Source organism: Lapillicoccus sp., from assembly GCF_046595215.1.
GTDB lineage: Bacteria > Actinomycetota > Actinomycetes > Actinomycetales > Dermatophilaceae > Lapillicoccus.
Genome location: NZ_JBKJPP010000010.1, coordinates 20,911 through 41,507 on the forward strand (window position 1 = coordinate 20,911; position 20,597 = coordinate 41,507).

Sequence of the window (20,597 nt, forward strand, 5' to 3'; positions counted from 1 at the left end):
TGAGCCCATGTCTGCTGCCGATCGGTTCGCCGCTGCCAAGGAACGGGCCCGGCAGGAGGCCAGCCAGCTCGGGGCGTTCGCCGCTGGGCTCGAGTTCCCGCTCGACGACTTCCAGCTCGCGGCCTGCCGTGCCCTCGAGGGTGGGCAGGGCGTCCTGGTCGCCGCACCGACCGGCGCGGGCAAGACGATCGTCGGCGAGTTCGCCGTGCACCTCGCCCTCGTCAACGGCCGAAAGGCGTTCTACACCACGCCGATCAAGGCTCTGTCCAACCAGAAGTACGCGGACCTCGTGCGCGTCCACGGCGCCCGCAACGTCGGCCTGCTCACGGGCGACTCCTCGATCAACGGCGAGGCCCCCATCGTCGTCATGACGACCGAGGTGCTGCGCAACATGATGTATGCCGGGTCGTCCACCTTGAGCGGGCTCGGCTACGTCGTCATGGACGAGGTCCACTACCTCGCCGACCGGCTCCGCGGGGCGGTGTGGGAGGAGGTCATCATCCACCTGCCGCCCGAGGTGCTCGTCGTCTCGCTGTCGGCGACGGTGTCCAACGCCGAGGAGTTCGGTGCGTGGCTCGCCGAGGTGCGTGGCGGCGTCGACATCATCGTGTCCGAGCACCGCCCGGTCCCGTTGTGGCAGCACATGATGGTGGGACAGAACCTCTACGACCTGTTCGTCGACGAGGTGGTCGACCCGGCTGACGTCGGCGACAACCTGTCCCCGGCACGGCTTGGTCCGGAGCTGTTGCAGGCCATCGGCAACGACTCGCGTCGCTCGTTCCAGGAGGACCGCGCGCCCGGCGGAGGCCACCGCGGGGGCCAGGGCGGTCACGGAGGTCACCGTGGAGGCAGGGGCGGGAGAGGTGGCGGACCGGGCGGCGGCACCGGTGGCCGAGGACTCGCCCGGGGTGGCCGTCCCGGTGGCGGACCCAGCCGTGGCGAGGTCATCGACCGGCTGGGACGCGAGGGCCTGCTGCCGGCGATCACCTTCATCTTCAGCCGGGTCGGCTGCGACGCCGCGGTGAGCCAGCTGCTCGGGCAGAACGTCCGGCTCATCCCCGAGGCCGAGGGCGAGCGCATTCGGCGCCTGGTCGAGGAACGCGTCCAGGGCCTGGCCGACGAGGACCTCACCGTGCTGGGCTACTGGGACTTCGCCGACGGCCTGGCTCGAGGGTATGCCGCGCACCACGCCGGGATGCTGCCGACCTTCCGCGAGATCGTCGAGGAGCTGTTCACCACCGGCCGGATCAGGGCGGTCTTCGCCACCGAGACGCTGGCGCTCGGCATCAACATGCCGGCCCGGACCGTCGTGCTCGAGAGGCTGGTGAAGTTCAACGGCGAGGCCCATGTCGACATCACCCCGGCGGAGTACACCCAGCTGACCGGGCGCGCCGGTCGTCGGGGCATCGACATCGAGGGCCACGCCGTCGTCCTCTGGCACCGGGGCCTCGACCCGCTCGCGGTCGGTGGGCTCGCCTCGACCCGGACCTACCCGCTGCGCTCGAGCTTCCGGCCGACCTACAACATGGCGGTCAACCTCGTCGGGCAGTTCGGTCGTGACCGGGCCCGCGAGATCCTCGAGACCTCGTTCGCGCAGTTCCAGGCCGATCGGGCCGTCGTCGGGTTCGTGCGGACGATCCGACGCAACGACGAGGCGCTCGCGGGATACGCGGAGTCGATGTCCTGTCACCTCGGCGACTTCCCCGAGTACGCCGCGATCCGCAACGAGATCCGCACCCTGGAGAAGGGCGCCGTCAGGCAGCGGGCTGCGAGCGTCCGGGCCGAGGCCGAGCTCAGCCTCGAGAGGCTGCGTGTCGGTGACGTGATCCGCATCCCCACCGGCCGGCGCGCAGGGTATGCCGTGGTGATCCAGGCCACCCGGGGCGGCCGGGGTGAGGCGGCGTCGCCGGCCGTCGTCACCGAGGACCGGCAGCTGCGCCGACTGACCACCGTGGACGTGCCGACCCCGGTCGAGCCGGTCACCACCCTCAAGCTGCCGAAGAACTTCAACGCCAAGAGTCCGACGTCCCGTCGGGACCTCGCGACGAGTCTGCGGATCGCGGTGCCGCACGACCCGCCGTCGTCGAGGAGGAACGCGGGTGCCTCGCTCGTGCGGGAGCCGGTCCCTGGCGCAGCCGGGGAGGAGGAAAGGATCTCGGCGCTGCGCCGTCAGATGCGCAACCACTCGTGCCACTCGTGTCCCGACCGGGAGGAGCACGCCCGCTGGGCCGAGCGGTGGTGGCGCCTCCAGCGCGAGACCGACGGACTGCGGCGCAAGGTCGACGGCCGGACCAACTCGGTCGCCAAGACCTTCGACCGGATCTGCGACCTGCTCGGTGAGATGGGCTACCTCAGCGACGAGGGCAACTCCGTGACGGCCCAGGGCAACCAGCTGCGCCGGCTCTACACCGAGAAGGACCTCCTCGCGGCCGAGTGCCTGCGCCAGGGGATCTGGCAGCGGCTGGACCCGGCGGGCCTGGCCTCCGTCGTCTCGACCCTGATCCACGAGCCGCGACGTGAGGAGACCGAGCTGTCGCCGCGGATGCCCACCGACGACGTCGCCGAGGCGTGGCGCTCGATGGTCCAGCTGTGGAGCCGGCTCGAGGACCGTGAACGTGAGCACGCCCTGCCCGCCACGGGCGATCCCGACGGCGGGATCGCGTGGATGGTCCACCGCTGGGCGAGCGGCCAGCGCCTCGAGCTCGTCCTGCACGACAGCGACATCGCCGCCGGCGACTTCGTCCGCCGGTGCAAGCAGATCGTCGACCTGCTCGGCCAGCTCGCCGAGGCCGCGCCGACGCCCGCGCTCTCGGCGACCGCCCGCAGGGCCGTCGACGCCGTGATGCGCGGGGTCGTGGCCGCCGACCGGGTCGACTGACAGCCTCCCCCCTCACCTCCCCTTGGACATCTCGGAGACCTGTAGCCCCGGGAGGACCACAACCCTCCGAGATCGATGGTGGCCGAGGGGACGCCGACGCCACCCAGATTGGTGCCGCATATGCTGCTGATGTGGCATCGATACCCCGCGGGTGCGGCTAGAGTGTGGTCATGTCGACGTTCCGGGTCCGCGAAGCCGCTGAGCTGCTGGGGGTCAGCGACGACACGGTCCGCCGGTGGGTGGACGCCGGGCGGCTGGGCGCTGAGACCGACGCCTCGGGGAGGCAGGCCATCGAGGGCGCCGCACTGGCGGCCTTCGCCCAGGAGCTCGCGGCGTCGTCGGACCGGCCGTCACCCGGTCCGGTCCACTCCGAGTCGGCACGCAACCGCTTCGTCGGGCTGGTCACCCGGGTGGTGCGCGACACCGTCATGGCCCAGGTCGAGATCCAGTCCGGTGGTCACCGCATCGTGTCACTGATGAGCCGCGAGGCCGCCGACGAGCTCGAGCTGGAGCCCGGGGTCCTCGCGATCGCGGCCGTGAAGTCCACCAACGTGGTCGTCGAGGTGCCTCAGCGCCGTTGACCCCCCGCCGCGACCAGTCCCACAGCAACCCGTCCCACAGCAACCCGTCCCACAGCGACCCGTCCCGCAGAGCCCGCCGAATGAGGAGCCACCCGTGTGTCGAACGATCACCATGAGGGCCACCATGACGGCCACCGTGTCGGTCGCTGCACTGTTCCTCGCAGGCTGCGCTTCCCCGGCAGGGACGGCCGGCCCAGTCGGCGCAGCCGCGGGCGGCTCGTCGGGCACCTCGGGCACAGTGACCGGCACGGTCAACGTCTTCGCGGCCGCGTCGCTGAAGGAGGCCTTCACGGTGCTCGGGGCCCGGTTCGAGTCCGCCCACCCCGGCTCGAAGGTCGTGTTCAACTTCGGACCGAGCTCGGGCCTGGCGACCCAGGTCACCCAGGGCGCGCCCGCTGACGTCTTCGCCTCCGCCAGCGCCTCGACCATGGACCAGGTCGTCAAGGCCGGGGAGGCCTCCGGCCCCAGGACGTTCGCCAGGAACGTCATGGAGATCGCCGTCCCGCCCTCGAACCCGGCGGGGATCACCGGCGTCGCCGACCTCACGAAGCCCGGCGTGAAGGTCGCCCTGTGCCAGCCGGCCGTGCCCTGTGGCGCCGTCGCCGCCACGGTGTTCGCCAACGCCAGGCTGGAGGTCACCCCCGTCAGCCAGGAGGCCGATGTCAAGGCCGTGCTCACCAAGGTCGGTCTGGGCGAGGTCGATGCGGGCGTCGTCTACGTCACCGACGTCAGGTCTGCCGGTGGCCGGGTCACGGGGATCGAGATCCCGGCGGAGCTCAACGCGTCGACGGCCTACCCGATCGCCGCCCTGACGAAGGCTGCCAACCCCGCCGGGGCGAAGGCCTTCACCGACTACGTGCTGTCGAGCGACGGAGCCACCGTGCTCGCCGCCGGCGGCTTCACCAAGCCCTGACCGGGTGCGCGCCGTGCGAGATGCCCGCACCGTCAACGAGCGGGGCGCCGTCCCGTGGTCCCTCGGTCTGCCGGCGACGATCGCGGTGCTCTTCCTCCTCGTGCCGCTGGCCGCGCTGCTCATCCGCGCGCCGTGGTCGGGCCTGGGCCGGATCCTCGCCGACAGCCAGGTCGTCGACGCCCTGCGCCTCTCGCTCGTCTGTGCGACGGCAGCCATGGGCATCTCCCTCGTCCTCGGCGTCCCCCTCGCCTGGGTCATGGCCAGAGCGCGGTGGCGGGGCATCGGTCTGCTCCGGGCCCTGGTGACGCTGCCGCTCGTCCTGCCGCCCGTCGTCGGGGGAGTGGCCCTGCTCCTCGCCTTCGGCCGGCAGGGCGTGCTCGGTCGCCCGCTCGACGCGCTGACCGGCATCACCTTGCCCTTCACGACGGCCGGCGTCATCGCGGCCGAGACGTTCGTGGCCATGCCGTTCCTCGTCGTCACCGTGGAGGGGGCCTTCCGTGCCGCTGACCGAGGCTTCGAGGAGGCCGCCGCGACGTTGGGTGCCTCGCGGCTGACGGTCTTCCGTCGGGTCACCCTGCCGCTCGTGGCTCCCTCCCTCGTCGCCGGGGGGGTGCTGTGCTGGGCCCGGGCGCTGGGGGAGTTCGGTGCGACGATCACCTTCGCCGGCAACTTCCCCGGTCGGACCCAGACCATGCCGCTGGCGGTCTACCTCGCCCTGGAGAGCGACCCCGACGCGGCCATCGGCCTGTCCCTGGTCATGCTCGTCGTGTCGATCCTCGTCCTGGCCGGCCTACGGGACCGCTGGCTGGGTGCGGGAAGCACCCTGTGAGACCCGCGCCGACTCCTCGCGACGCCGCGGCCCCGGTGGCGCTCAGCGTCGGCGCGACGGTGCGTCGCGGGGGGTTCATCCTCGACGTGAGCATCGACGTCGCGCCGGGCGAGGTGCTCGGGGTCCTCGGCCCCAACGGCGCCGGCAAGACGACCCTGCTGCGAGCCCTCTGCGGCCTGACCGCGATCACCACGGGCAGCATCCGTCTCGGCGACCAGACGCTCGACGACGCCGATTCGGACACCTTCGTCCCCGCCGAGCGCCGCCCCGTTGGCCTCGTCTTCCAGGACTACCGCCTCTTTCCCCACCTCGACGTCCTCGACAACGTCGCCTTCTCGCCCCGCTCCAGGGGTGCCACCCGACGCGATGCACGTGGGCGCGCCACGACGTGGCTCGAGCGCCTCGACCTGGTCGACCTGGCCTCCCGCAGGCCGCACGAGATCTCCGGGGGTCAGGCCCAGCGCGTCGCCCTGGCCCGGGCCCTCGCGGCCGAGCCCCGGCTGCTCCTGCTCGACGAACCCCTCTCCGCCCTCGATGCGCGCACCCGCCTCGAGGTCCGCACCCGGCTGCGACACCACCTCAAGGACTTCGCCGGCCCGGTGCTCCTCGTCACCCACGACCCCCTCGAGGCGATGGTCCTCGCCGACCGGCTGCTCGTCATCGAGGACGGGCGCGTCGTCCAGGAGGGCACCCCGGCTGAGGTGGCTCGCCGACCAGCCACGCAGTACGTCGCCCGGCTCGTCGGCCTCAACCTCTACGCGGGCGATCTCGACCCCGACCGGACGACTGTCTCCCTCGACAGCGGCGGCACGCTCGCCGTGTCGCTGCAGGACGAAACACGTTCCGGCGCAAGGGTACTCGTCGGCCTACGGCCATCCGCGATCACCATCCACACCGCGCGGCCCGAGCACGCGAGCCCGCGCAACGTCTGGCCCGGCGCCGTCGCCGGGCTGGAGCTGCTCGCCGATCGGGTGCGGGTGCAGGTCGACGGCGTCCCCCCGGCCCTGGTCGACATCACGCCGGCGGCCGTGGCCGAACTCGGTCTGCACACCGGCCAGCAGGTCTGGCTCTCGGCGAAGGCCACCGAGACCGACGCCTATCCCGACGCCGCCGCCGACTGAGCGCTCCCGCAGTCAGTGGATGCCGAGTGCGGCGAGCACCCGGTTGACCGAGCTCGTCACCCCGAACTCCGACGTCACCTTGCTCAGCAGCCGGATGTCGGCGACCTCGCGGGGGAGGGATGCGTCGACCTGCGGCACGGGCGCGTCGAGCGCGACGCGGACCACCCCCGGGGCGACGTCGAGGTATGCCGCCGCAGCCTCCAGGCGGGTGCGCTGGGCTCCCTTGATGGCCGGGTCACCCCCGTCCACCGCGGCGCGCAGGGACGACAGGTCGCCATACGCCGCAATGAGCTTCGCGGCCGTCTTCTCGCCGATCCCCACGACACCGGGCAGCCCGTCGCTGGTGTCCCCGCGCAGGACGGACATGTCGGCATAGGCGAGTCCCGACGACACGGCATACCGGTCGAGGAGGAAGGCCTCGTCGACGAGATCGGGGTCGCGGACGCCACCACGGGCGGTGTAGACGACCCGGATCCCCGCGGCGTCGTCAACCAGCTGGAAGAGGTCGCGGTCGCCGGTGACGATGTCTACGGGGCGGACCCCGCGGGAGGCGTGCGCGAGCGTGCCGATGACGTCGTCGGCCTCGTAGCCGTCGGACCCGATGCGGGGGATCCCGAAGGCTGCCAGCGCATCGACGATGACGGGCACCTGCGGCGCGAGCTCGTCGGGGACGTCCTCGTCCATCGTCGTGGTGTCCGCGACGCGGTGCGCCTTGTAGGACGGGATCGCCGCGACCCGGAACGCCGGCCGCCAGTCGTTGTCCCAGCAGGCGACCAGGTGGGTCGGACGGTAGGTGCCCACGAGCGACGCGAGCATGTCGAGGAAGCCGCGGACCGCGTTGTTGGGTGGCTCGGTGCTCGCCGACCGTTGGTCGGGCACGCCGTAGAACGCCCGGAAGTAGATGCTGGCCGAGTCGAGCAACATGAGGCGTTCCGGGGGTGCGGTCATGGCGCCCATCGTGTCATTGCCCGCGAATCCCGGTCGGAGACCGTGAGGATGACTAGCCTGCTCCTGTGGAGAAACTGGATCGTCACCTCGTGGACCTGCTGGCGTCCGATGGACGAATGAGCTACACCGACCTCGGCAAGGCCACCGGACTGTCGACATCGGCCGTGCACCAACGGGTCCGGCGACTCGAGGAGCGGGGTGTCATCGGGGGCTACCGAGCGATCGTCGACGCCGAGGCGATCGGCCTCCCGTTGACCGCCATGATCTCGGTGTCGCCGCTCGACCCGGCGGCACCGGACGACGTGCCGGAGCGACTGAGCCACATCCCCGAGATCGAGGCGTGCTACTCGGTCGCCGGCGACGAGAGCTACGTCCTCAAGGTGCGCGTCCCCACGCCGCGGGCCCTCGAGGACCTGCTCGCGCGGATCCGTGCCGCAGCCAACGTCGGAACCCGCACCACCGTCGTGCTCTCGACGCCGTGGGAGGGCCGCCATCCGCCGGCCGGGGCGCCCGAGAACGATTGACCCGCGGCCCTACCTCGCGATCGCCGCGACGACGGGGCCGGTCCCCGTGAAGGCCCGGGCGCTGTTCTGCCGCGGGCGCCCGCAGCCGAAGATGAGGAAGGCCCGCGGTTCGGGGTTGTTGTTGGTGACGTTCCCGAGCGGTGCATCGAGCACGACCGCGTTGACCTCGTAGTTTCGGGGACCTCGAGGTCGACGGAGTTGAAGTGCCATCCCGTGCTGTGGTCAGCCGGGGCACAGGGCCCCCCACCCGGACCCCGAAAGTGGGGGCTCGGCGGCTCCGATACAGCGGCGCCCCACGCGGGCGCGAGGTCCCGGTAGGTGGAGCGGTTGATGTAAGTCACCGTGAGATCGAAGGTGAACGCGCCATCGATCTGGGCGGTCAGCCACCCAATCGACTGGAACAACTTGCGCAGGGTTGCCCCCGGCGAAGGGATGGCGATGTTATACGTCTGACGCAGGCCATACTGCAACAGTCGGACCCGTTAACGCCGCATCATCGAGAACAAGTCGATCCGGAGGCCGTCGGTGGTCGACGCGTTCCGGATCTCCCGGGTGGTGGTCTCTTGGCTCCCCGTCGACGTCTTCATCTGGATCGTGACCTCACGTTCCTGGCATACGCGCGACGACGCCTTCGACGTCACCTCGGCCGCCTGGGTGCGGCTGGCCTTCGTGCTCGCAGTCGCCTCAAGCGCGGTGCTGAAGTCGGTGGATGCCGAGAACGTCACGAAGCCGTAGCTGCCCGACAATGTCGTGCCGACGCCCAGCTGTTGGCTCCGCTTGGACTCCGGCGTCGTGGCCCGCGCGAGCTCAGACTTCTCGGTGACGCCCTTCTCCGTGTACTCCTCAAGGGAGTCGGTGACGATCGTCGAGAGCCCTTCCTTCGTCACCGTCCACTCCTAGTGCTCGACGGCCGTCGTCTCACCCGGCACGAGCGGGATCGTCCCGAGCAGCTCGCCACGCTCCACCACTGCCGAGCTCATCTCGAGGCGCTCCGGGGCGGCGGGTCGGTCGAGTTCGCGGGAACGCAAATCGACAAGCGCCTCGACGAAGGTCTTCAGCTCCTCCCTCGAGAGGATGGCGAGCACCGACTGGTCCGGTATCGTCACGCGGAGTCTCGACTTCGAACTGCTGGAGGGTGCTCCACACTTGGTCGCGGAGCCGGCCGTCCGGGTCCGCCATCCGCCGGGCGCGCGCGATCTCCCCGTCCGGCAGGGCCGACGCTCGAACATAAGCAGCCTTCTCGAGGGCGCGGTTCAGAAGCCTCACCTGCACTGGCGGGATGTCGATCGTCGTGTGCGTCGCCTTGAGCACTGTCCCATCGGAGTCCTCGAGCGTCGTCATCGCGCCTCTCCTGAAGTTCGCAACACTCCCTGCGCGGGTGAGCCCAGGCGGATTCATCCAGTCGTAAGCAACACCGGTTGACGGCACGGCAGCCGAGAGGAGCGCAGCGCGGTTATCGACTGACGTCACCGCTCGGGCAGGGTAGCGATGGTGGCCGCGATTGCGCCGCGCACGGCGGTGGCACCGTGATCGTCGGGTAGGTGCAGCAGCATGGTGAACCGGGTGGTCCGCTGAACCGGGGTGCCGATGGCCGAGCCGCTGTTCCACCCGATGACCGGGTCGCCATCAGTGTCCGGGCACGGCCCGGTCGGCGACCTCGGCCGGCCGCTCGCTGATCATCACCTTGTCCTTGATCTGTTTCCGGCGAGCGTCAACCCGCGGCTTGCGCTGCGCCGGCCCGCTGGCCGACCCGAAGGAGCCGAGAGTTCAATAAAATCGATATCTGAGAAATAGTCGATTATCTCTTGACGAGTCGATCTAGACCTGCTTGAGTGAGGCGATCACAGACACGGCCATTGCAAGGAGATGTTTCATGCGAGTTGCGAACGTGGGCGGCCGGCTGGCCCTCGGATCCGGCGATGGATGGGTCGATGTGGCTCTGGCCAGCGGGGATCGGTTCTCCTCCGATCCGCAGGCGATCTACGGCCGCTGGGACGAGTTCGTCTCCTGGTCCGCGGACGGCGTGGCCGCCGACGCTCCGCAGGTGACCGGCCGGCTGGGTGCACCCGTGCCCGCGCCGCGCCAGCTCATCGCGATCGGGCTCAACTACCGCGAGCACGCGATCGAGAGCAACCTCGCGATCCCCGAGCACCCGGTCGTCTTCGCGAAGTTCCAGTCCTCGATCACCGGCCCCGACGCGGTCGTCGAGCTGCCGAGCGATGGCGTGGACTGGGAGGTCGAGCTCGTCATCGTGATCGGCCGCGAGGCCCACGACGTCCCGGTCGAAGAGGGCTGGGACTACGTCGCGGGCCTCACCGTCGGCCAGGACCTCTCGTGGCGAGCAGTCCAGACCCGCGGGCCGGCTCCCCAGTTCTCCGTTGGGAAGTCCTACCCCGGTTTCAGCCCTGTCGGTCCGGTGGTCGTGAGCCCCGACGAGCTCGCCGACAAGGACGACCTCGCTATCGGCTGCCGGCTGAACGGCGAGGTGTTGCAGGACGGCCGCACGAGCGACCTCATCTTCCCGGTCGCGGATCTCGTGAGCCGGCTGTCCCAGTCGCTGACGCTCTACCCCGGGGACCTGATCTTCACCGGCACTCCCCAGGGTGTCGGCATGGGGCGAGACCCTAAGCGATTCCTCGTCCCCGGGACCCTCGTCAGCACCATCGAGGGCCTCGGCGACCTCTCGGTCACCCTCGTCAACGGCTTCTAGGAGAACCAGCATGACACTGCACCGGCTCAGCTCCTTCACCTACTCGGTCCCGAACGTCGCCGAGGTCATCTCCTATTACACGGAGTTCGGTCTCACCGACAACGGCGACAGCTCGCTGGCCACCGTGGACGGCGGCACGCAGCTCTATGTCGAGCAGGGTCCCTACCGACGCATCAGCGCCATCCGGCTCGGGGCCGACGACCCTGACGACCTCGGCCGCATCGCGTCCTCGCTCGCGGCGCTCGGCGTCGACTCGGCCGTTGCGGCTGATCGCCTCGTGACCACCGAACCGATCATGAAGTTGCGCGTCGAGATCGTCGTTGAGCAGCGCACCGCGCAGCCGGCGGCCGCGCGGGCGCCGTTCAACGCGCCGGGCCGTGTCGAGCGCACCAACTCCCGCGCCGCGGGCATCCTGCGCAACGGCCAGGTCAAGCCGCGCCGCCTTGGTCACGTCGCCCTGGTATCCGGTGAGTCGGAGAGCTCGCTCACGTTCTTCGCCGACGGACTCGGTTTCAAGATCAGCGACTTCGCCGGCGACAAGAGCAGTGCGTTCATGCGCTGCTCGGCCGATCACCACAACGTCGCGGTCTTCAGCGGACCGGTGTCCTTCCCGCACCACAGCTCCTGGCAGGTCGACGACATCGACGACATCGGTCGCGGTGCCGAGGACCTGCTCACCGCGAACGCCGACCGTCGCGGGTGGGGCTTCGGTCGCCACTACGCCGGCTCGAACTTCTTCTGGTACCTCAAGGACCCGGCGGGAACCTTCAGCGAGTACTACGCCGACATGGACCAGATCACCGACGACGACCTGTGGACCCCCGAGGTCTGCGAGGGCAAGGCCGGCTTCTACAAGTGGGGCCCGGTGCCCGAGAACTTCATGCCCCCGGGCGACATCGCCGACCTCATCGCCGCGCAGAACACCTGAGCAGGAGGCAGTCCCATGAGCGACACCTACGACGTCGTCATCGTCGGCTACGGCCCGGTAGGCCAGTACCTCGCGCTCAAGCTCGGCCACGCCGGCTACTCCGTCGCCTGTGTCGAGAAGTGGCCGGTCCCCTACGGTCTGCCGCGTGCGGTGCACTACGACCACGAGATCGCCCGCCTGCTCAAGACCGTCGGGCTCGACTCACGCACGAATCCGATCATCGAGCAGTACGACAACGTGTACCGGTGGGTGAACGCCGACAAGGAGGTCCTGCTCGACGTCGACTGGTCCGGCACCGGCCCGTCGGGATGGCACACCTCCAACTTCTTCTCCCAGCCGCAGCTCGAGAAGGAACTGGACTCCTACATCGAGCGGATCCCCTACATCGAGGTATCCCGCGGCTGGGAGGTGCAGGAACTCGCCGAGGACGCCGACGGCGTGACGGTGACGGCCCGGTCCATGCGCCCTGAGGACGTCGGGGCAATGTCGACCCGGACCTACCGCGCCAAGTACGTGGTCGGCTGTGACGGGGCCAACAGCCTCGTGCGTCGCTGGATGAACGCCGAGATGCACGATCTGGGCTTCGCCTTCGACTGGCTCATCGTCGACATGGTGCCCGACGAGCCGATGACCTTCGATCCGCCCGCCTGGCAGTGGTGCAACCCCGCCGCGCCGACGACCGTGGTCCCCGGCGGCCCCGGACGTCGCCGCTGGGAGTTCATGCGACTCCCGGACGAGACGATCGAGCAGCTCAACACCGTGGAGTCCGCCTGGAAGCGGATGGCGGTCTGGGGTCTGACACCGGATAATTCCGTGCTCGAGCGCCACGCCGTCTACACGTTCCGCGCCAGGTGGGCGCAGCCCGAGCAGTGGCGCAAGGGACGGGTCCTCATCGCAGGCGACGCGGCCCACCTCACACCGCCGTTCGCCGGCCAGGGCATGTGCGCCGGGATCCGCGATGCCCAGAACATCTCATGGAAGCTCGACGCAGTGCTCGCAGGCCGTTCCTCACCGGACCTGCTCGACTCCTACGGACCTGAGCGCAGCAACAACATGCAGTACTGGATCAACTTCGCGGTAGGCCTCGGGGCGGTCATCTGCGTGCTCGACACGGACGCTGCCGCTGCCCGCGACACGGCGATGAAGGCCGCGGTCGCGGACCCCAACCTGGCCCCGCCGCCCCCGCCGCCGCCGACGCTCACGGCCGGAGTCATCGGGACACACCCCTCGGCAGGCCACCTGTCGCACCAGTATCAGGTGCGCGCAGTGACGACCACAGACTTCTTCGACCACGTGGAGGGCTACGGCTGGGTCGTGATCAGCGGAGCAGGTTCCCCGAGCGAGGCGCTCAGTGCGGAGAACCTCGCCTGGGCACACGCGAACGGGTTCATCCTGGCAAGCATCGGGCAGGCGGGGGGGCCCGACCTCGTCGACGTCGACGGCAAGTACGCCACCTGGCTCGAGAAGCTCGGCGCCGACACGCTCATCGTGCGGCCGGACTTCTACATCTACGACGCGGGAGCCCTCAGCGGCCTGGACACGGCCGTCACCGAGCTGCGCATTAAGCTGCACGCGACGTCGGTCGCGGCGGTCTGAGCATGCCGCTGCTCCAGGCGCGCAGCCTCACCAAGCGTTTCGGGGGCGTCACCGCCCTCGATGGTCTCGATCTGAGCATCGAGGCCGGCGACGTCGTGGGTGTCATGGGCCCCAACGGGGCAGGAAAGAGCACCTTGCTCAAGACCCTGCTCGGTGAGATCCGCCCCGACTCTGGGGACGTCCTCCTCGACGGGAAGTCGGTGCTCGGCTGGCCCACGTACAAGGTGGCCCGTGCCGGTGTCGCACTGGCCAACCAGGTGCCGCGCCCGTTCATGCGGCTCTCCGTCGAGCAGAACGTGCACGTCGGGAGCCTGGCCAGAGGCGAGCGGCTGCGCGACGTCGACGTGCTGGAGCTGTGCGGTCTGGCCGACAAGTCCAAGCGCCCGGCCGGCAGCCTCGGCCTGCTCGACCTGAAGCGGTTGGAGATGGCTCGTGCTCTCTCGCTGCACCCGCGTGTCCTCTTCCTCGACGAGGTCGGCGCCGGTCTCGTGGCACACGAGATCGAGCAGATGATCGACATCGTCAAGAAGGTGCACGCCGAAGGCGTCGCCCTCCTTGTCGTGGAGCACGTCGAGACTGTCATCCGGGAGCTCGCGACACGGGTCATCGTGATCGACTGGGGCAAGGTCATTGCGGTGGGAACTCCCGACGAGGTCGCCGCCGACCCGCAGGTGCGCACGATCTACCTCGGCGAGGCCGCTTCGGGCGTGCGCACCGAGGAACGGCACCGCAAGGAATCCGTCGAAGCTCCACTGCTCGAGCTCTGCGGAGTCAGTGCCCGCTACGGCAAGGCCGTCGCTCTCGAGGACATCACGCTCCGGGTCCAGCCCGGTGAGGTCGTGTCAGTGCTCGGGGCCAACGGCGCCGGCAAGACGACGATGACGCGTGTCATCACAGGGCTTCTGCCCGCCGCCTGCGGCGAGGTGCGGATGTCGGGCGAAGTGGTCAACGCGCTGCCACCGCATCGTCGGCTGACCCGCGGTGTCGCCTGCTGCCACGAGGGTCGCAAGATCTTCGGAGAGCTCTCCGTGCAGGAGAACCTGCTGCTCGGTGGCTACACCCTGGAGAAGTCGTCCCGCAGCTCGCGTGCCGATGAGCTCTGCGACATGTTCCCGATCCTCGCGCAGCGCCGCACGCAATCCGCCGGCACGATGAGCGGCGGTCAGCAGCAGCTGCTCGCGATGGCGCGCGCGCTGATGTCGAACCCGCGACTGCTCATCCTCGACGAGGCGTCCCTGGGTCTGTCCCCGGTCGCCGTCGAGAGCGTCTACGACGCCATCGCGTCCATCCGCGACGCCGGGCTGTCCGTCCTGCTCATCGAGCAGAACGCCCACCGCAGCCTGTCGATCGCCGACCACGCGTACGTGCTCGACCGTGGCCGCGTCACGTTCGAGGGACCCGCTCACGACCTCGACGACGCTGAGCGTCTGTCCGAGGCCTACTTCGGAGCAGCCCGCTAGTTCTGCTGTCCACCTCCGCCGCGCCGGGAGCATCCCGTGGCACAACGAAAGGTCACCCGATGAATCGAAGAAGGCCACTGTTCGCCTTGTCTGCGGGCGCTGCCCTGGTGATGACCTTGGCTGCATGCGGGTCGTCGTCCCCAAGCTCACCGTCCGCGTCTGCCTCGTCCGGCAGCTCTGCCAGCGGCGACCCCATCGTCCTCGGCGCCTCGCTGCCGCTGACCGGTCCCCTCGGGGTGTTCGGCGCGCCGCTCCAGGCCGGCTACCAGCAGGCCGTCAAGGCGATCAACGGCGCGGGCGGCGTGGATGTGGGCGGGACCAAGCGCCCGCTCAAGCTCGTCGTCCTCGACAACAAGAGCGACCCGACCGTGGTCACCTCGAGTACCAAGTCCCTGATCAACGACTCAAGCGCCGTCGCGCTCCTCGGATCGGTCACGCCTCCGCTGACGATCCCGTTCTCCGTCGTCGCCGACCAGGAGCAGATCCCCGCGATCTCCGGCCTCACACCGACCCTCGCGTGGAAGGGCGCCAGCGCGAACGGCTGGAAGTACGCCTACGATGTCTTCATCGACGAGACCGAGCAGACCGCGGTGAACTTCCAGGCGTCGGACCTCGTGTCGAACAACAAGAAGGTCGCCCTCTTTACCGACACCGAGGAGGACGGCAAGGCCATGGGCGCCCTCTGGGAATCCCAGGCGGGCAAGTTCGGCTACACGATCGCCTATCACGCGCAGTTCCCGGTCGGCACCACGGACTTCAGCCAGTTCGTGCAGAAGGCCAAGGACTCCGGCGCCGAGGTCATGATTGCCCAGGTCATCCCCCCGGACGCTGTCGCGCTCTGGAAGCAGATGAAGGCCCTGGGCTACCAGCCCAAGACGGCATGGCCCGAAAAGGGCGGCACAGTCGGCTTCGCTGACGCAGCCGGCCCGCTCTCCGAGGGGGCCTCGGTCTTCGGCTGGTGGACGCCCACCAACGGCAACACCGGTGGTCAGGCGGTCTACGACGCCAACAAGACACAGTTTGGCGACGGGCTCGGCAGCCAGGCCGTCGTGTCGTCCTACGCGATGGTGCAGATCTTGGCCGACGCCATCTCGCGTGCCGGTAGCACCGAGCCCGATGCCATCAACAAGGCGATCGGTGGGACCAAGGACCTCGCGACCGTCCTCGCCAAGATCACCCTCGGTGCCGACCACCGTGGCGTCATCCCGGTCAGCGCCGTGCAGTGGCAGGGCAAGAGCCAGGCCACGGTCTGGCCCGCGGCCCAGTCCACGGCCAAGCTCGAGGCACCCATTCCCGGACTGGCGAAGTAGACACGCCATGTCCGCCGAAGCCTTGTTGAACGGAGCACTCCTCGGAGGTCTCTACGCCCTGGTCGCGCTCGGTCTCTCGCTGGTCTTCGGCATCATGCGAGTCGTCAACCTGGCGCACGGCATCATCGTGCTTGCGGGGGCGTACGTCGCCATCGTGATCACCCGCATGGTGCCGATCGACCCGCTGCTCACCTTCCTCGTGGTCGGACCGGTGGTGTTCATCATCGCCGCGCTCACCCAACGGCTCCTCCTCCAGCGGCTGCTCGGGCATTCGGTCGAGGCACCGTTGGTCGCCACGTTCGGTCTCCTGCTGGTCGGTCAAGGGCTGTTCACCTACGGCTTCGGCACGAACCCCCTCTCGCTCAGTGCCCCGTGGGGCTCGAGCGGAGTCACCATCCTGGGTGTGACCGTCCAGATGGTGAACCTGATCGCCTTCGTGCTGGCCGCCGCCGTCATCGTCGCAACCCAGCTGGTGCTCACCCGCACGCGCTTCGGCACGGCGTTGCGAGCATCAGCCGTCGACCCGGCGACGGCCAGCACGTTGGGCGTCAACATCAGCCTCATGCACGCCCTCACCTTCGGGGCCGCGGCCGCGATCGCCGCCCTGGCCGGGATCGTCTACGGAACGGCCTTCTCGGTCGACCCCAGCGGGGGGCTTCCCCTGCTCGTCCTCGGCTTCACCGTCGTCGTGATGGGCGGCGTGGGCTCGGTCCCGGGAACCCTTGTTGGTGGTGTCACCGTCGGGGTAGTCGCGGCGGTCGTGGGCGGAGTCATCGGCCCGGTCTACGCGCCGATCGCCGTCAACCTGCTGCTCGTCGCCGTCCTCATCCTGCGGCCACAAGGGCTGCTGGTCCGGATCAAGGTCAGGAGGGTCGCATGATTGGCTCCATCAAGGGAACCGTCACCGGCATCGTCGGGTGGCTGGTCCTGCTCGGCGTCCTGCTCTACCTGCCGGGCCACATGTCACGAGGCACACAGGAGATCATCCTGAGCCTGCTCATCTGGGTCGGCGTCGCCCAGGCATGGAACATCATCGGAGGAATCGGCGGGCAGCTCTCGCTCGGCAACTCCGTCTTCGTCGGTGCGGGTGGTTACACGGCCGCGATGCTGATCATCAAGGCAGGACTGAGCTGGCCGTTGGCGCTCGTACTGGCAGGCGTCGTCTCGGCAGTCATCGCCTACGCGCTCTCCTTCCCGCTGCTGCGCCTATCCGGCGTCTACTTCACGATCGGCTCGTCGGCTGTCGCCCTCGCCACCCTGGCCTGGATGGTCACCTGGGACTGGACCGGACAAAGCCAAGGCCTCAACATCCCGCTCGATGCCGTACCAGGGCGAAACCTGAAGTTCCAGGTCGTCGCCGCCCTCGCGATCCTCACGTGCATCGTCGTGTTCCTCGTCCTGCGATCGACATTCGGCCTACGGCTCATGGCCGTACGCGACGACGAGTCGGCCGCCAGCGCCCTCGGTGTCTCGCCACGCCACGTGAAGCAACGAGCCCTCGTCCTGAGCGCGCTGCTCACCGGGCTCATGGGCGGCGCAGTCGCCCTCAACCAGGTCTCGATCGAACCGAACTCCATGTTCAGCCTCACCTGGGTCGTCACGGCGCTCGTCATGGTCATTGTCGGCGGCATGGGCACACTGTGGGGCCCGATCATCGGGGCCTTCGTCATCTACTACCTCGTCGACCGCGCCCTCGACGGGCAACCCGTTCTCCAGGCGCTGCTGAGCGGAGTCCTCATCATCACCGTCATCTCGGTGGCGCCCGGCGGGATCGTGGGCCTGATCCGGCAGGGCTGGTCGTGGGCCACGCACCGGAACGAACGGCGTCGTACGCCCCGCGGTCCAAGTCGGCCTGGCACGACGGTCGAGGCGGCGGTGCAGCATGCTTAAGACTCCTCACGCAGCTCAAGGGGTCAATGTGGCTGGTACGTCGGCAGTCGTCCGCAAGGAGAAGACGCGAGTTCTCGAGGTCTACTCCTCGGTCCGCAGCGACATCCTCAGCGGACGGCTGCGCCCTGGCGAGAAGCTCGGGCCGTCGGTCCTGAGCCAGAAGTACAGCGTCAGCCTCAGCGTGGTCCGCGAGGCTTTGACCCGCCTCGCCGAACAGGGACTCGCGGTCTCGCAGCCGCAGCAGGGGTTCACGGTGACCCCGATCTCGCGCGAAGACCTCCTCGACCTGACCTCAGTACGGCTCGACATCGAGACGCTGGCGCTGCGCCGCTCCGTCGAACGAGGGGACGTCGGATGGCGCTCCGGCCTCGTCGCCGCCCACTACCTGCTCGAGCACACCGCGCAGTACGACGCGCTCGGGCCGCCCACCATGAACGAGGACTGGGCCACAGCGCACAAGGCATTCCACGAGCAGCTGATCTCAGCCTGCGGCAGCGCCCGGCTGCTAGAGATCGCCCAGTCCCTGCGCGACTCCGCCGATCTCTACCGTCGCTGGTCATCACCCATCGGTGGCGACATCCACCGCGACATCGCGGGCGAGCATCGCGCCATCTTCCACGCCGTTCAGACCGGTGATGCCGACACCGCCGTCGAGGAGCTCAACAAGCACATCTCGCACACCACCAACGTGCTGCTCAAGCACGCCACCTGACCTGGAGCACCATGGCCACCTCCCTGTTCGTCACCGAGGCTTCCAGCGGCATCGGTGCTGCCTTCCTCGAACAGGCACCTGCGGAAGTCAACGAGCCGCACACCTTCAGCCGGAGACCGTCGGCAGGCAACTGGACCCAGGCGGATCCCGGCCACCCACGTCAGCGGCCAGCCGCGTATACAGAGGGGATGCTGCGCGTGACGTCGAGCGACCCGAGCACGCGACCTTCTTCCATCGCTCGGGCACCGACGACCCCGCCCGGCAAGGTTGGCGACCTCGACTCGTACGAGTACGCAACCGTCGCCCCGCTCAACGCGACAGTAGGTCCCGCGCTCAGCCAAGCCCTTCTGCGGTCCTCTCATCAGCGCGGCATCCGAGCAACCCTGGTTCTCACCAGCTCTCCCGCTGCGGACAAGAACGTGCACGGCATGGCCCACTCCTGCGCGGCGAAGCACGGAATGCAGCGCTGGGGGACGATTGTCGCACTGGAGCAACCACCGGAATCAGGTAACCGGGTCGTCACCGTCGACACATACACCGTGCTTACGGATGTGACCCGAAGCGTCATTACGCGTACCCCCGACGAGGTCCCGCTCGTGACCCACTTGCGCCAGGTCGAGGCCGCGGGAGACTTCGCCCGCCCCAATACCCGCACCCAACAGATTTGGTCCGTGATCTACGACGCGGCCGACGGCGACATCGTCGCCGTCGGCGCAGTCACGATCGCCCAGCGAGCTGCCGCAACGGCAGGGGTCTGACCCCGATGATCGACTCAGCCCGCTACGCCTCGCTCCTCGAGCACTTCGCCCGCTACTTCGCCGCCTGCGACGGCTACGACCTCGACACCGTCATGGACATCCTCCAAGGTGCCACCGTCACGTCAGGCGGAGTCACCACAACTGATCCGCTCGCGCTGCGCGACTTCTACGCAACTCGGCAACCGCCACCTCTCGCCGACGGTCGCCGCGTGACCAAACACCACGTGACGAACCTAATCGTCGAGGGTCCGGACGACGACGGCGTCACCGCGGCCCGCGCCTACTACTTCAGGCTCGAACCTGGGGACCACGTTCCGAGCGTCGCCGCGAGCGGTCGCCTGGAGCAGGCCGTTGTTCGGGAGGGGTCGCGCTGGCGGGTCCTACGGCACTCCATCCTCAGCGACTTCTGAGCCAAGACAGGACTCACCACATGAAGCGAGCCAACAAGACCATCATCTCGTGCGCCCTCACGGGCTCGATCCACACCTCGTCGATGTCTGTCGGCATCCCGGTGACAGCCGACGAGATGATCGAACAGGGCAATGGCGCTCAGGGCCAACGCCGGGACCGCTGACAGCAGTGTTCCGGTGTGGGTGTCGAACCTGACCGGCGGCACGGCGATCGCCGCCGGCTGGGACGCTGGGTATGCCTTACGGTCCGACGGCACGGCTGGACGGGCTGGTCACTATCGGGGTGGACGAGGTCAGCTGGCGGCGCCACCACAACTACCTGACGCTGGTCGCTGACCGCACGAGCAAGAAGATCTTCTGGGGAGCCCCAGGCAAGGACACTGCCACCCTGGACGCCTTCTTCGATGACCTCGGATCCGAACGCGCCGCACAGATCGAGGCGGTCAGCATGACGTGGGCGCCGCGTTCAACAAGAGCGTGCGCGCCCCGGGGCACGCTCACCAGGCGGTGATCTGCACCGACCCCTTCCACGGCGTCCAACTGCTCACCGACGCCCTGGACGTGGTGCGCCGCTCGGCGTGGAACGAACTGCGCCGCCTGCCCGACCAGGACGCGGCCAAGAGGGTCAAGGGCGCCCGCTGGGTCCTGCTCAAGCGACCCGAGAACCTCACCGACGACCAGTCTGCGACCCTGAGCCAGCTGCGCCGCCCGAGGCGGCGCGGTTTGGCGGGCCTACAGCCTCAAGGGGGCGTTCCGCGCCATCTACGCCGGCTACCTGGACACCGACGACCCCGCAGCGCTGCTCGATCGGTGGTGCTCCAAGGCCGCCCGCTCCCGCCCACCCTCGGAGTGAACAACGCCAGAGCCGAAGGACTGAACAACCACGTCCGCCTGATGACCCGCCGCGCCTTACGGATTCCACTCCGCCCAAGCGGCCCTCGCCGTGGTGATGCTCTCCTGCGGGCCCATCACCCTGCCCCTGCTCACGAACCCCACCCCGAATGACCCACACTCGCCGGGAGAGCCCAA

Annotated in this window: 21 protein-coding genes and 2 pseudogenes; 18 read left to right on the forward strand and 5 right to left on the reverse strand. The window is 69.1% G+C overall.

What is annotated here, in order from left to right:
• The first annotated feature begins 7 nt into the window (after nucleotides 1–7).
• From ACLL9L_RS00765 to ACLL9L_RS00785, 5 genes are all read left to right on the forward strand, one after another.
• On the forward strand, nucleotides 8–2,878 hold the full coding sequence (locus ACLL9L_RS00765; protein WP_411282732.1) for a DEAD/DEAH box helicase: 2,871 nt from the start codon (nucleotides 8–10) through the stop codon (nucleotides 2,876–2,878).
• A 170-nt stretch (nucleotides 2,879–3,048) separates the two neighbouring features.
• Nucleotides 3,049–3,459 carry a TOBE domain-containing protein gene (locus ACLL9L_RS00770; RefSeq protein WP_411282733.1) on the forward strand — a complete coding sequence of 137 codons (411 nt, stop codon included), beginning with the start codon at nucleotides 3,049–3,051 and terminating at the stop codon, nucleotides 3,457–3,459.
• 112 nt (nucleotides 3,460–3,571) lie between these two features.
• Entirely contained in the window at nucleotides 3,572–4,372 is an 801-nt protein-coding gene (gene modA / locus ACLL9L_RS00775) for a molybdate ABC transporter substrate-binding protein (protein WP_411282734.1), read from the forward strand.
• A gap of 13 nt (nucleotides 4,373–4,385) precedes the next feature.
• Complete coding sequence (locus ACLL9L_RS00780) at nucleotides 4,386–5,201, forward strand: ABC transporter permease (RefSeq protein ID WP_411282735.1); 816 nt, start codon at nucleotides 4,386–4,388, stop codon at nucleotides 5,199–5,201.
• The gene (locus ACLL9L_RS00785) at nucleotides 5,198–6,322 is read left to right on the forward strand and encodes an ABC transporter ATP-binding protein (RefSeq protein ID WP_411282736.1); all 1,125 of its coding nucleotides are present in this window, start codon (nucleotides 5,198–5,200) and stop codon (nucleotides 6,320–6,322) included. The genes ACLL9L_RS00780 and ACLL9L_RS00785 overlap by 4 nt, the downstream gene beginning before the upstream one ends.
• A 12-nt stretch (nucleotides 6,323–6,334) precedes the next feature.
• On the opposite strand, the gene ACLL9L_RS00790 is transcribed toward ACLL9L_RS00785, so the two are convergent.
• Nucleotides 6,335–7,270 carry a 5'-3' exonuclease H3TH domain-containing protein gene (locus tag ACLL9L_RS00790; protein WP_411282737.1) on the reverse strand — a complete coding sequence of 312 codons (936 nt, stop codon included), beginning with the start codon at nucleotides 7,268–7,270 and terminating at the stop codon, nucleotides 6,335–6,337.
• Nucleotides 7,271–7,335: 65 nt separating this feature from the next.
• Between ACLL9L_RS00790 and ACLL9L_RS00795 the strand changes: the two genes are divergently transcribed.
• Nucleotides 7,336–7,794, forward strand: coding sequence for an Lrp/AsnC family transcriptional regulator (locus ACLL9L_RS00795; RefSeq protein ID WP_411282738.1), 459 nt, complete (start codon nucleotides 7,336–7,338; stop codon nucleotides 7,792–7,794).
• Between the two features lie 9 nt (nucleotides 7,795–7,803).
• Here ACLL9L_RS00795 and ACLL9L_RS00800 read toward each other — a convergent pair whose 3' ends face one another.
• The 4 genes and pseudogenes from ACLL9L_RS00800 to ACLL9L_RS00815 form a co-directional block, all read right to left on the reverse strand.
• A complete protein-coding gene (locus ACLL9L_RS00800; protein ID WP_411282739.1) occupies nucleotides 7,804–7,947 on the reverse strand; it encodes a hypothetical protein in 144 nt (47 codons plus the stop codon).
• Between the two features lie 329 nt (nucleotides 7,948–8,276).
• Nucleotides 8,277–8,681: a hypothetical protein gene (locus tag ACLL9L_RS00805; RefSeq protein ID WP_411282740.1), complete on the reverse strand. Its 405-nt coding sequence runs from the start codon at nucleotides 8,679–8,681 to the stop codon at nucleotides 8,277–8,279.
• Between the two features lie 9 nt (nucleotides 8,682–8,690).
• The gene (locus tag ACLL9L_RS00810) at nucleotides 8,691–8,900 is read right to left on the reverse strand and encodes a hypothetical protein (protein WP_411282741.1); all 210 of its coding nucleotides are present in this window, start codon (nucleotides 8,898–8,900) and stop codon (nucleotides 8,691–8,693) included.
• 363 nt (nucleotides 8,901–9,263) lie between these two features.
• A pseudogene (locus tag ACLL9L_RS00815) lies at nucleotides 9,264–9,537 on the reverse strand (transposase); the annotation flags it as partial.
• Between the two features lie 130 nt (nucleotides 9,538–9,667).
• Between ACLL9L_RS00815 and ACLL9L_RS00820 the strand changes: the two are divergent.
• From ACLL9L_RS00820 to ACLL9L_RS00875, 12 genes and pseudogenes are all read left to right on the forward strand, one after another.
• Nucleotides 9,668–10,504, forward strand: a complete 837-nt coding sequence (locus ACLL9L_RS00820; protein ID WP_411282742.1) for a fumarylacetoacetate hydrolase family protein — start codon at nucleotides 9,668–9,670, stop codon at nucleotides 10,502–10,504.
• Nucleotides 10,505–10,514: 10 nt separating this feature from the next.
• Nucleotides 10,515–11,432: a VOC family protein gene (locus tag ACLL9L_RS00825; protein WP_411282743.1), complete on the forward strand. Its 918-nt coding sequence runs from the start codon at nucleotides 10,515–10,517 to the stop codon at nucleotides 11,430–11,432.
• A 15-nt stretch (nucleotides 11,433–11,447) separates the two neighbouring features.
• Nucleotides 11,448–13,028 (forward strand): bifunctional 3-(3-hydroxy-phenyl)propionate/3-hydroxycinnamic acid hydroxylase, encoded by a 1,581-nt coding sequence (locus ACLL9L_RS00830; RefSeq protein WP_411282744.1) that lies wholly within the window; start codon nucleotides 11,448–11,450, stop codon nucleotides 13,026–13,028.
• A gap of 2 nt (nucleotides 13,029–13,030) precedes the next feature.
• Nucleotides 13,031–14,488, forward strand: coding sequence for an ATP-binding cassette domain-containing protein (locus tag ACLL9L_RS00835; RefSeq protein ID WP_411282745.1), 1,458 nt, complete (start codon nucleotides 13,031–13,033; stop codon nucleotides 14,486–14,488).
• Between the two features lie 59 nt (nucleotides 14,489–14,547).
• A complete protein-coding gene (locus tag ACLL9L_RS00840) occupies nucleotides 14,548–15,798 on the forward strand; it encodes an ABC transporter substrate-binding protein (protein ID WP_411282746.1) in 1,251 nt (416 codons plus the stop codon).
• 7 nt (nucleotides 15,799–15,805) lie between these two features.
• Entirely contained in the window at nucleotides 15,806–16,678 is an 873-nt protein-coding gene (locus ACLL9L_RS00845) for a branched-chain amino acid ABC transporter permease (protein WP_411282747.1), read from the forward strand.
• Nucleotides 16,675–17,688 carry a branched-chain amino acid ABC transporter permease gene (locus ACLL9L_RS00850; RefSeq protein WP_411282748.1) on the forward strand — a complete coding sequence of 338 codons (1,014 nt, stop codon included), beginning with the start codon at nucleotides 16,675–16,677 and terminating at the stop codon, nucleotides 17,686–17,688. The genes ACLL9L_RS00845 and ACLL9L_RS00850 overlap by 4 nt, the downstream gene beginning before the upstream one ends.
• Nucleotides 17,689–17,716: 28 nt before the next feature.
• Nucleotides 17,717–18,400 carry a GntR family transcriptional regulator gene (locus ACLL9L_RS00855; protein ID WP_411282749.1) on the forward strand — a complete coding sequence of 228 codons (684 nt, stop codon included), beginning with the start codon at nucleotides 17,717–17,719 and terminating at the stop codon, nucleotides 18,398–18,400.
• 11 nt (nucleotides 18,401–18,411) lie between these two features.
• Nucleotides 18,412–19,158 (forward strand): hypothetical protein, encoded by a 747-nt coding sequence (locus tag ACLL9L_RS00860; protein WP_411282750.1) that lies wholly within the window; start codon nucleotides 18,412–18,414, stop codon nucleotides 19,156–19,158.
• 5 nt (nucleotides 19,159–19,163) lie between these two features.
• Complete coding sequence (locus ACLL9L_RS00865; protein ID WP_411282751.1) at nucleotides 19,164–19,568, forward strand: nuclear transport factor 2 family protein; 405 nt, start codon at nucleotides 19,164–19,166, stop codon at nucleotides 19,566–19,568.
• 20 nt (nucleotides 19,569–19,588) lie between these two features.
• Complete coding sequence (locus ACLL9L_RS00870; protein WP_411282752.1) at nucleotides 19,589–19,732, forward strand: 3-keto-5-aminohexanoate cleavage protein; 144 nt, start codon at nucleotides 19,589–19,591, stop codon at nucleotides 19,730–19,732.
• A gap of 71 nt (nucleotides 19,733–19,803) precedes the next feature.
• Nucleotides 19,804–20,573: pseudogene (locus ACLL9L_RS00875) on the forward strand (ISL3 family transposase).
• Nucleotides 20,574–20,597 lie beyond the last annotated feature (24 nt).

Bases quoted from the DNA above. Each gene is read 5' to 3' on its own strand.
- ACLL9L_RS00765 (WP_411282732.1), top strand. From the start codon at position 8: ATGTCTGCTGCCGATCGGTTCGCCGCTGCCAAGGAACGGGCCCGGCAG.
- ACLL9L_RS00770 (WP_411282733.1), top strand. From the start codon at position 3,049: ATGTCGACGTTCCGGGTCCGCGAAGCCGCTGAGCTGCTGGGGGTCAGC.
- modA (WP_411282734.1), top strand. From the start codon at position 3,572: ATGAGGGCCACCATGACGGCCACCGTGTCGGTCGCTGCACTGTTCCTC.
- ACLL9L_RS00790 (WP_411282737.1), bottom strand. From the start codon at position 7,270: ATGACCGCACCCCCGGAACGCCTCATGTTGCTCGACTCGGCCAGCATC.
- ACLL9L_RS00820 (WP_411282742.1), top strand. From the start codon at position 9,668: ATGCGAGTTGCGAACGTGGGCGGCCGGCTGGCCCTCGGATCCGGCGAT.
- ACLL9L_RS00825 (WP_411282743.1), top strand. From the start codon at position 10,515: ATGACACTGCACCGGCTCAGCTCCTTCACCTACTCGGTCCCGAACGTC.
- ACLL9L_RS00830 (WP_411282744.1), top strand. From the start codon at position 11,448: ATGAGCGACACCTACGACGTCGTCATCGTCGGCTACGGCCCGGTAGGC.
- ACLL9L_RS00835 (WP_411282745.1), top strand. From the start codon at position 13,031: ATGCCGCTGCTCCAGGCGCGCAGCCTCACCAAGCGTTTCGGGGGCGTC.
- ACLL9L_RS00840 (WP_411282746.1), top strand. From the start codon at position 14,548: ATGAATCGAAGAAGGCCACTGTTCGCCTTGTCTGCGGGCGCTGCCCTG.
- ACLL9L_RS00845 (WP_411282747.1), top strand. From the start codon at position 15,806: ATGTCCGCCGAAGCCTTGTTGAACGGAGCACTCCTCGGAGGTCTCTAC.
- ACLL9L_RS00850 (WP_411282748.1), top strand. From the start codon at position 16,675: ATGATTGGCTCCATCAAGGGAACCGTCACCGGCATCGTCGGGTGGCTG.
- ACLL9L_RS00860 (WP_411282750.1), top strand. From the start codon at position 18,412: ATGGCCACCTCCCTGTTCGTCACCGAGGCTTCCAGCGGCATCGGTGCT.
- ACLL9L_RS00865 (WP_411282751.1), top strand. From the start codon at position 19,164: ATGATCGACTCAGCCCGCTACGCCTCGCTCCTCGAGCACTTCGCCCGC.
- ACLL9L_RS00870 (WP_411282752.1), top strand. From the start codon at position 19,589: ATGAAGCGAGCCAACAAGACCATCATCTCGTGCGCCCTCACGGGCTCG.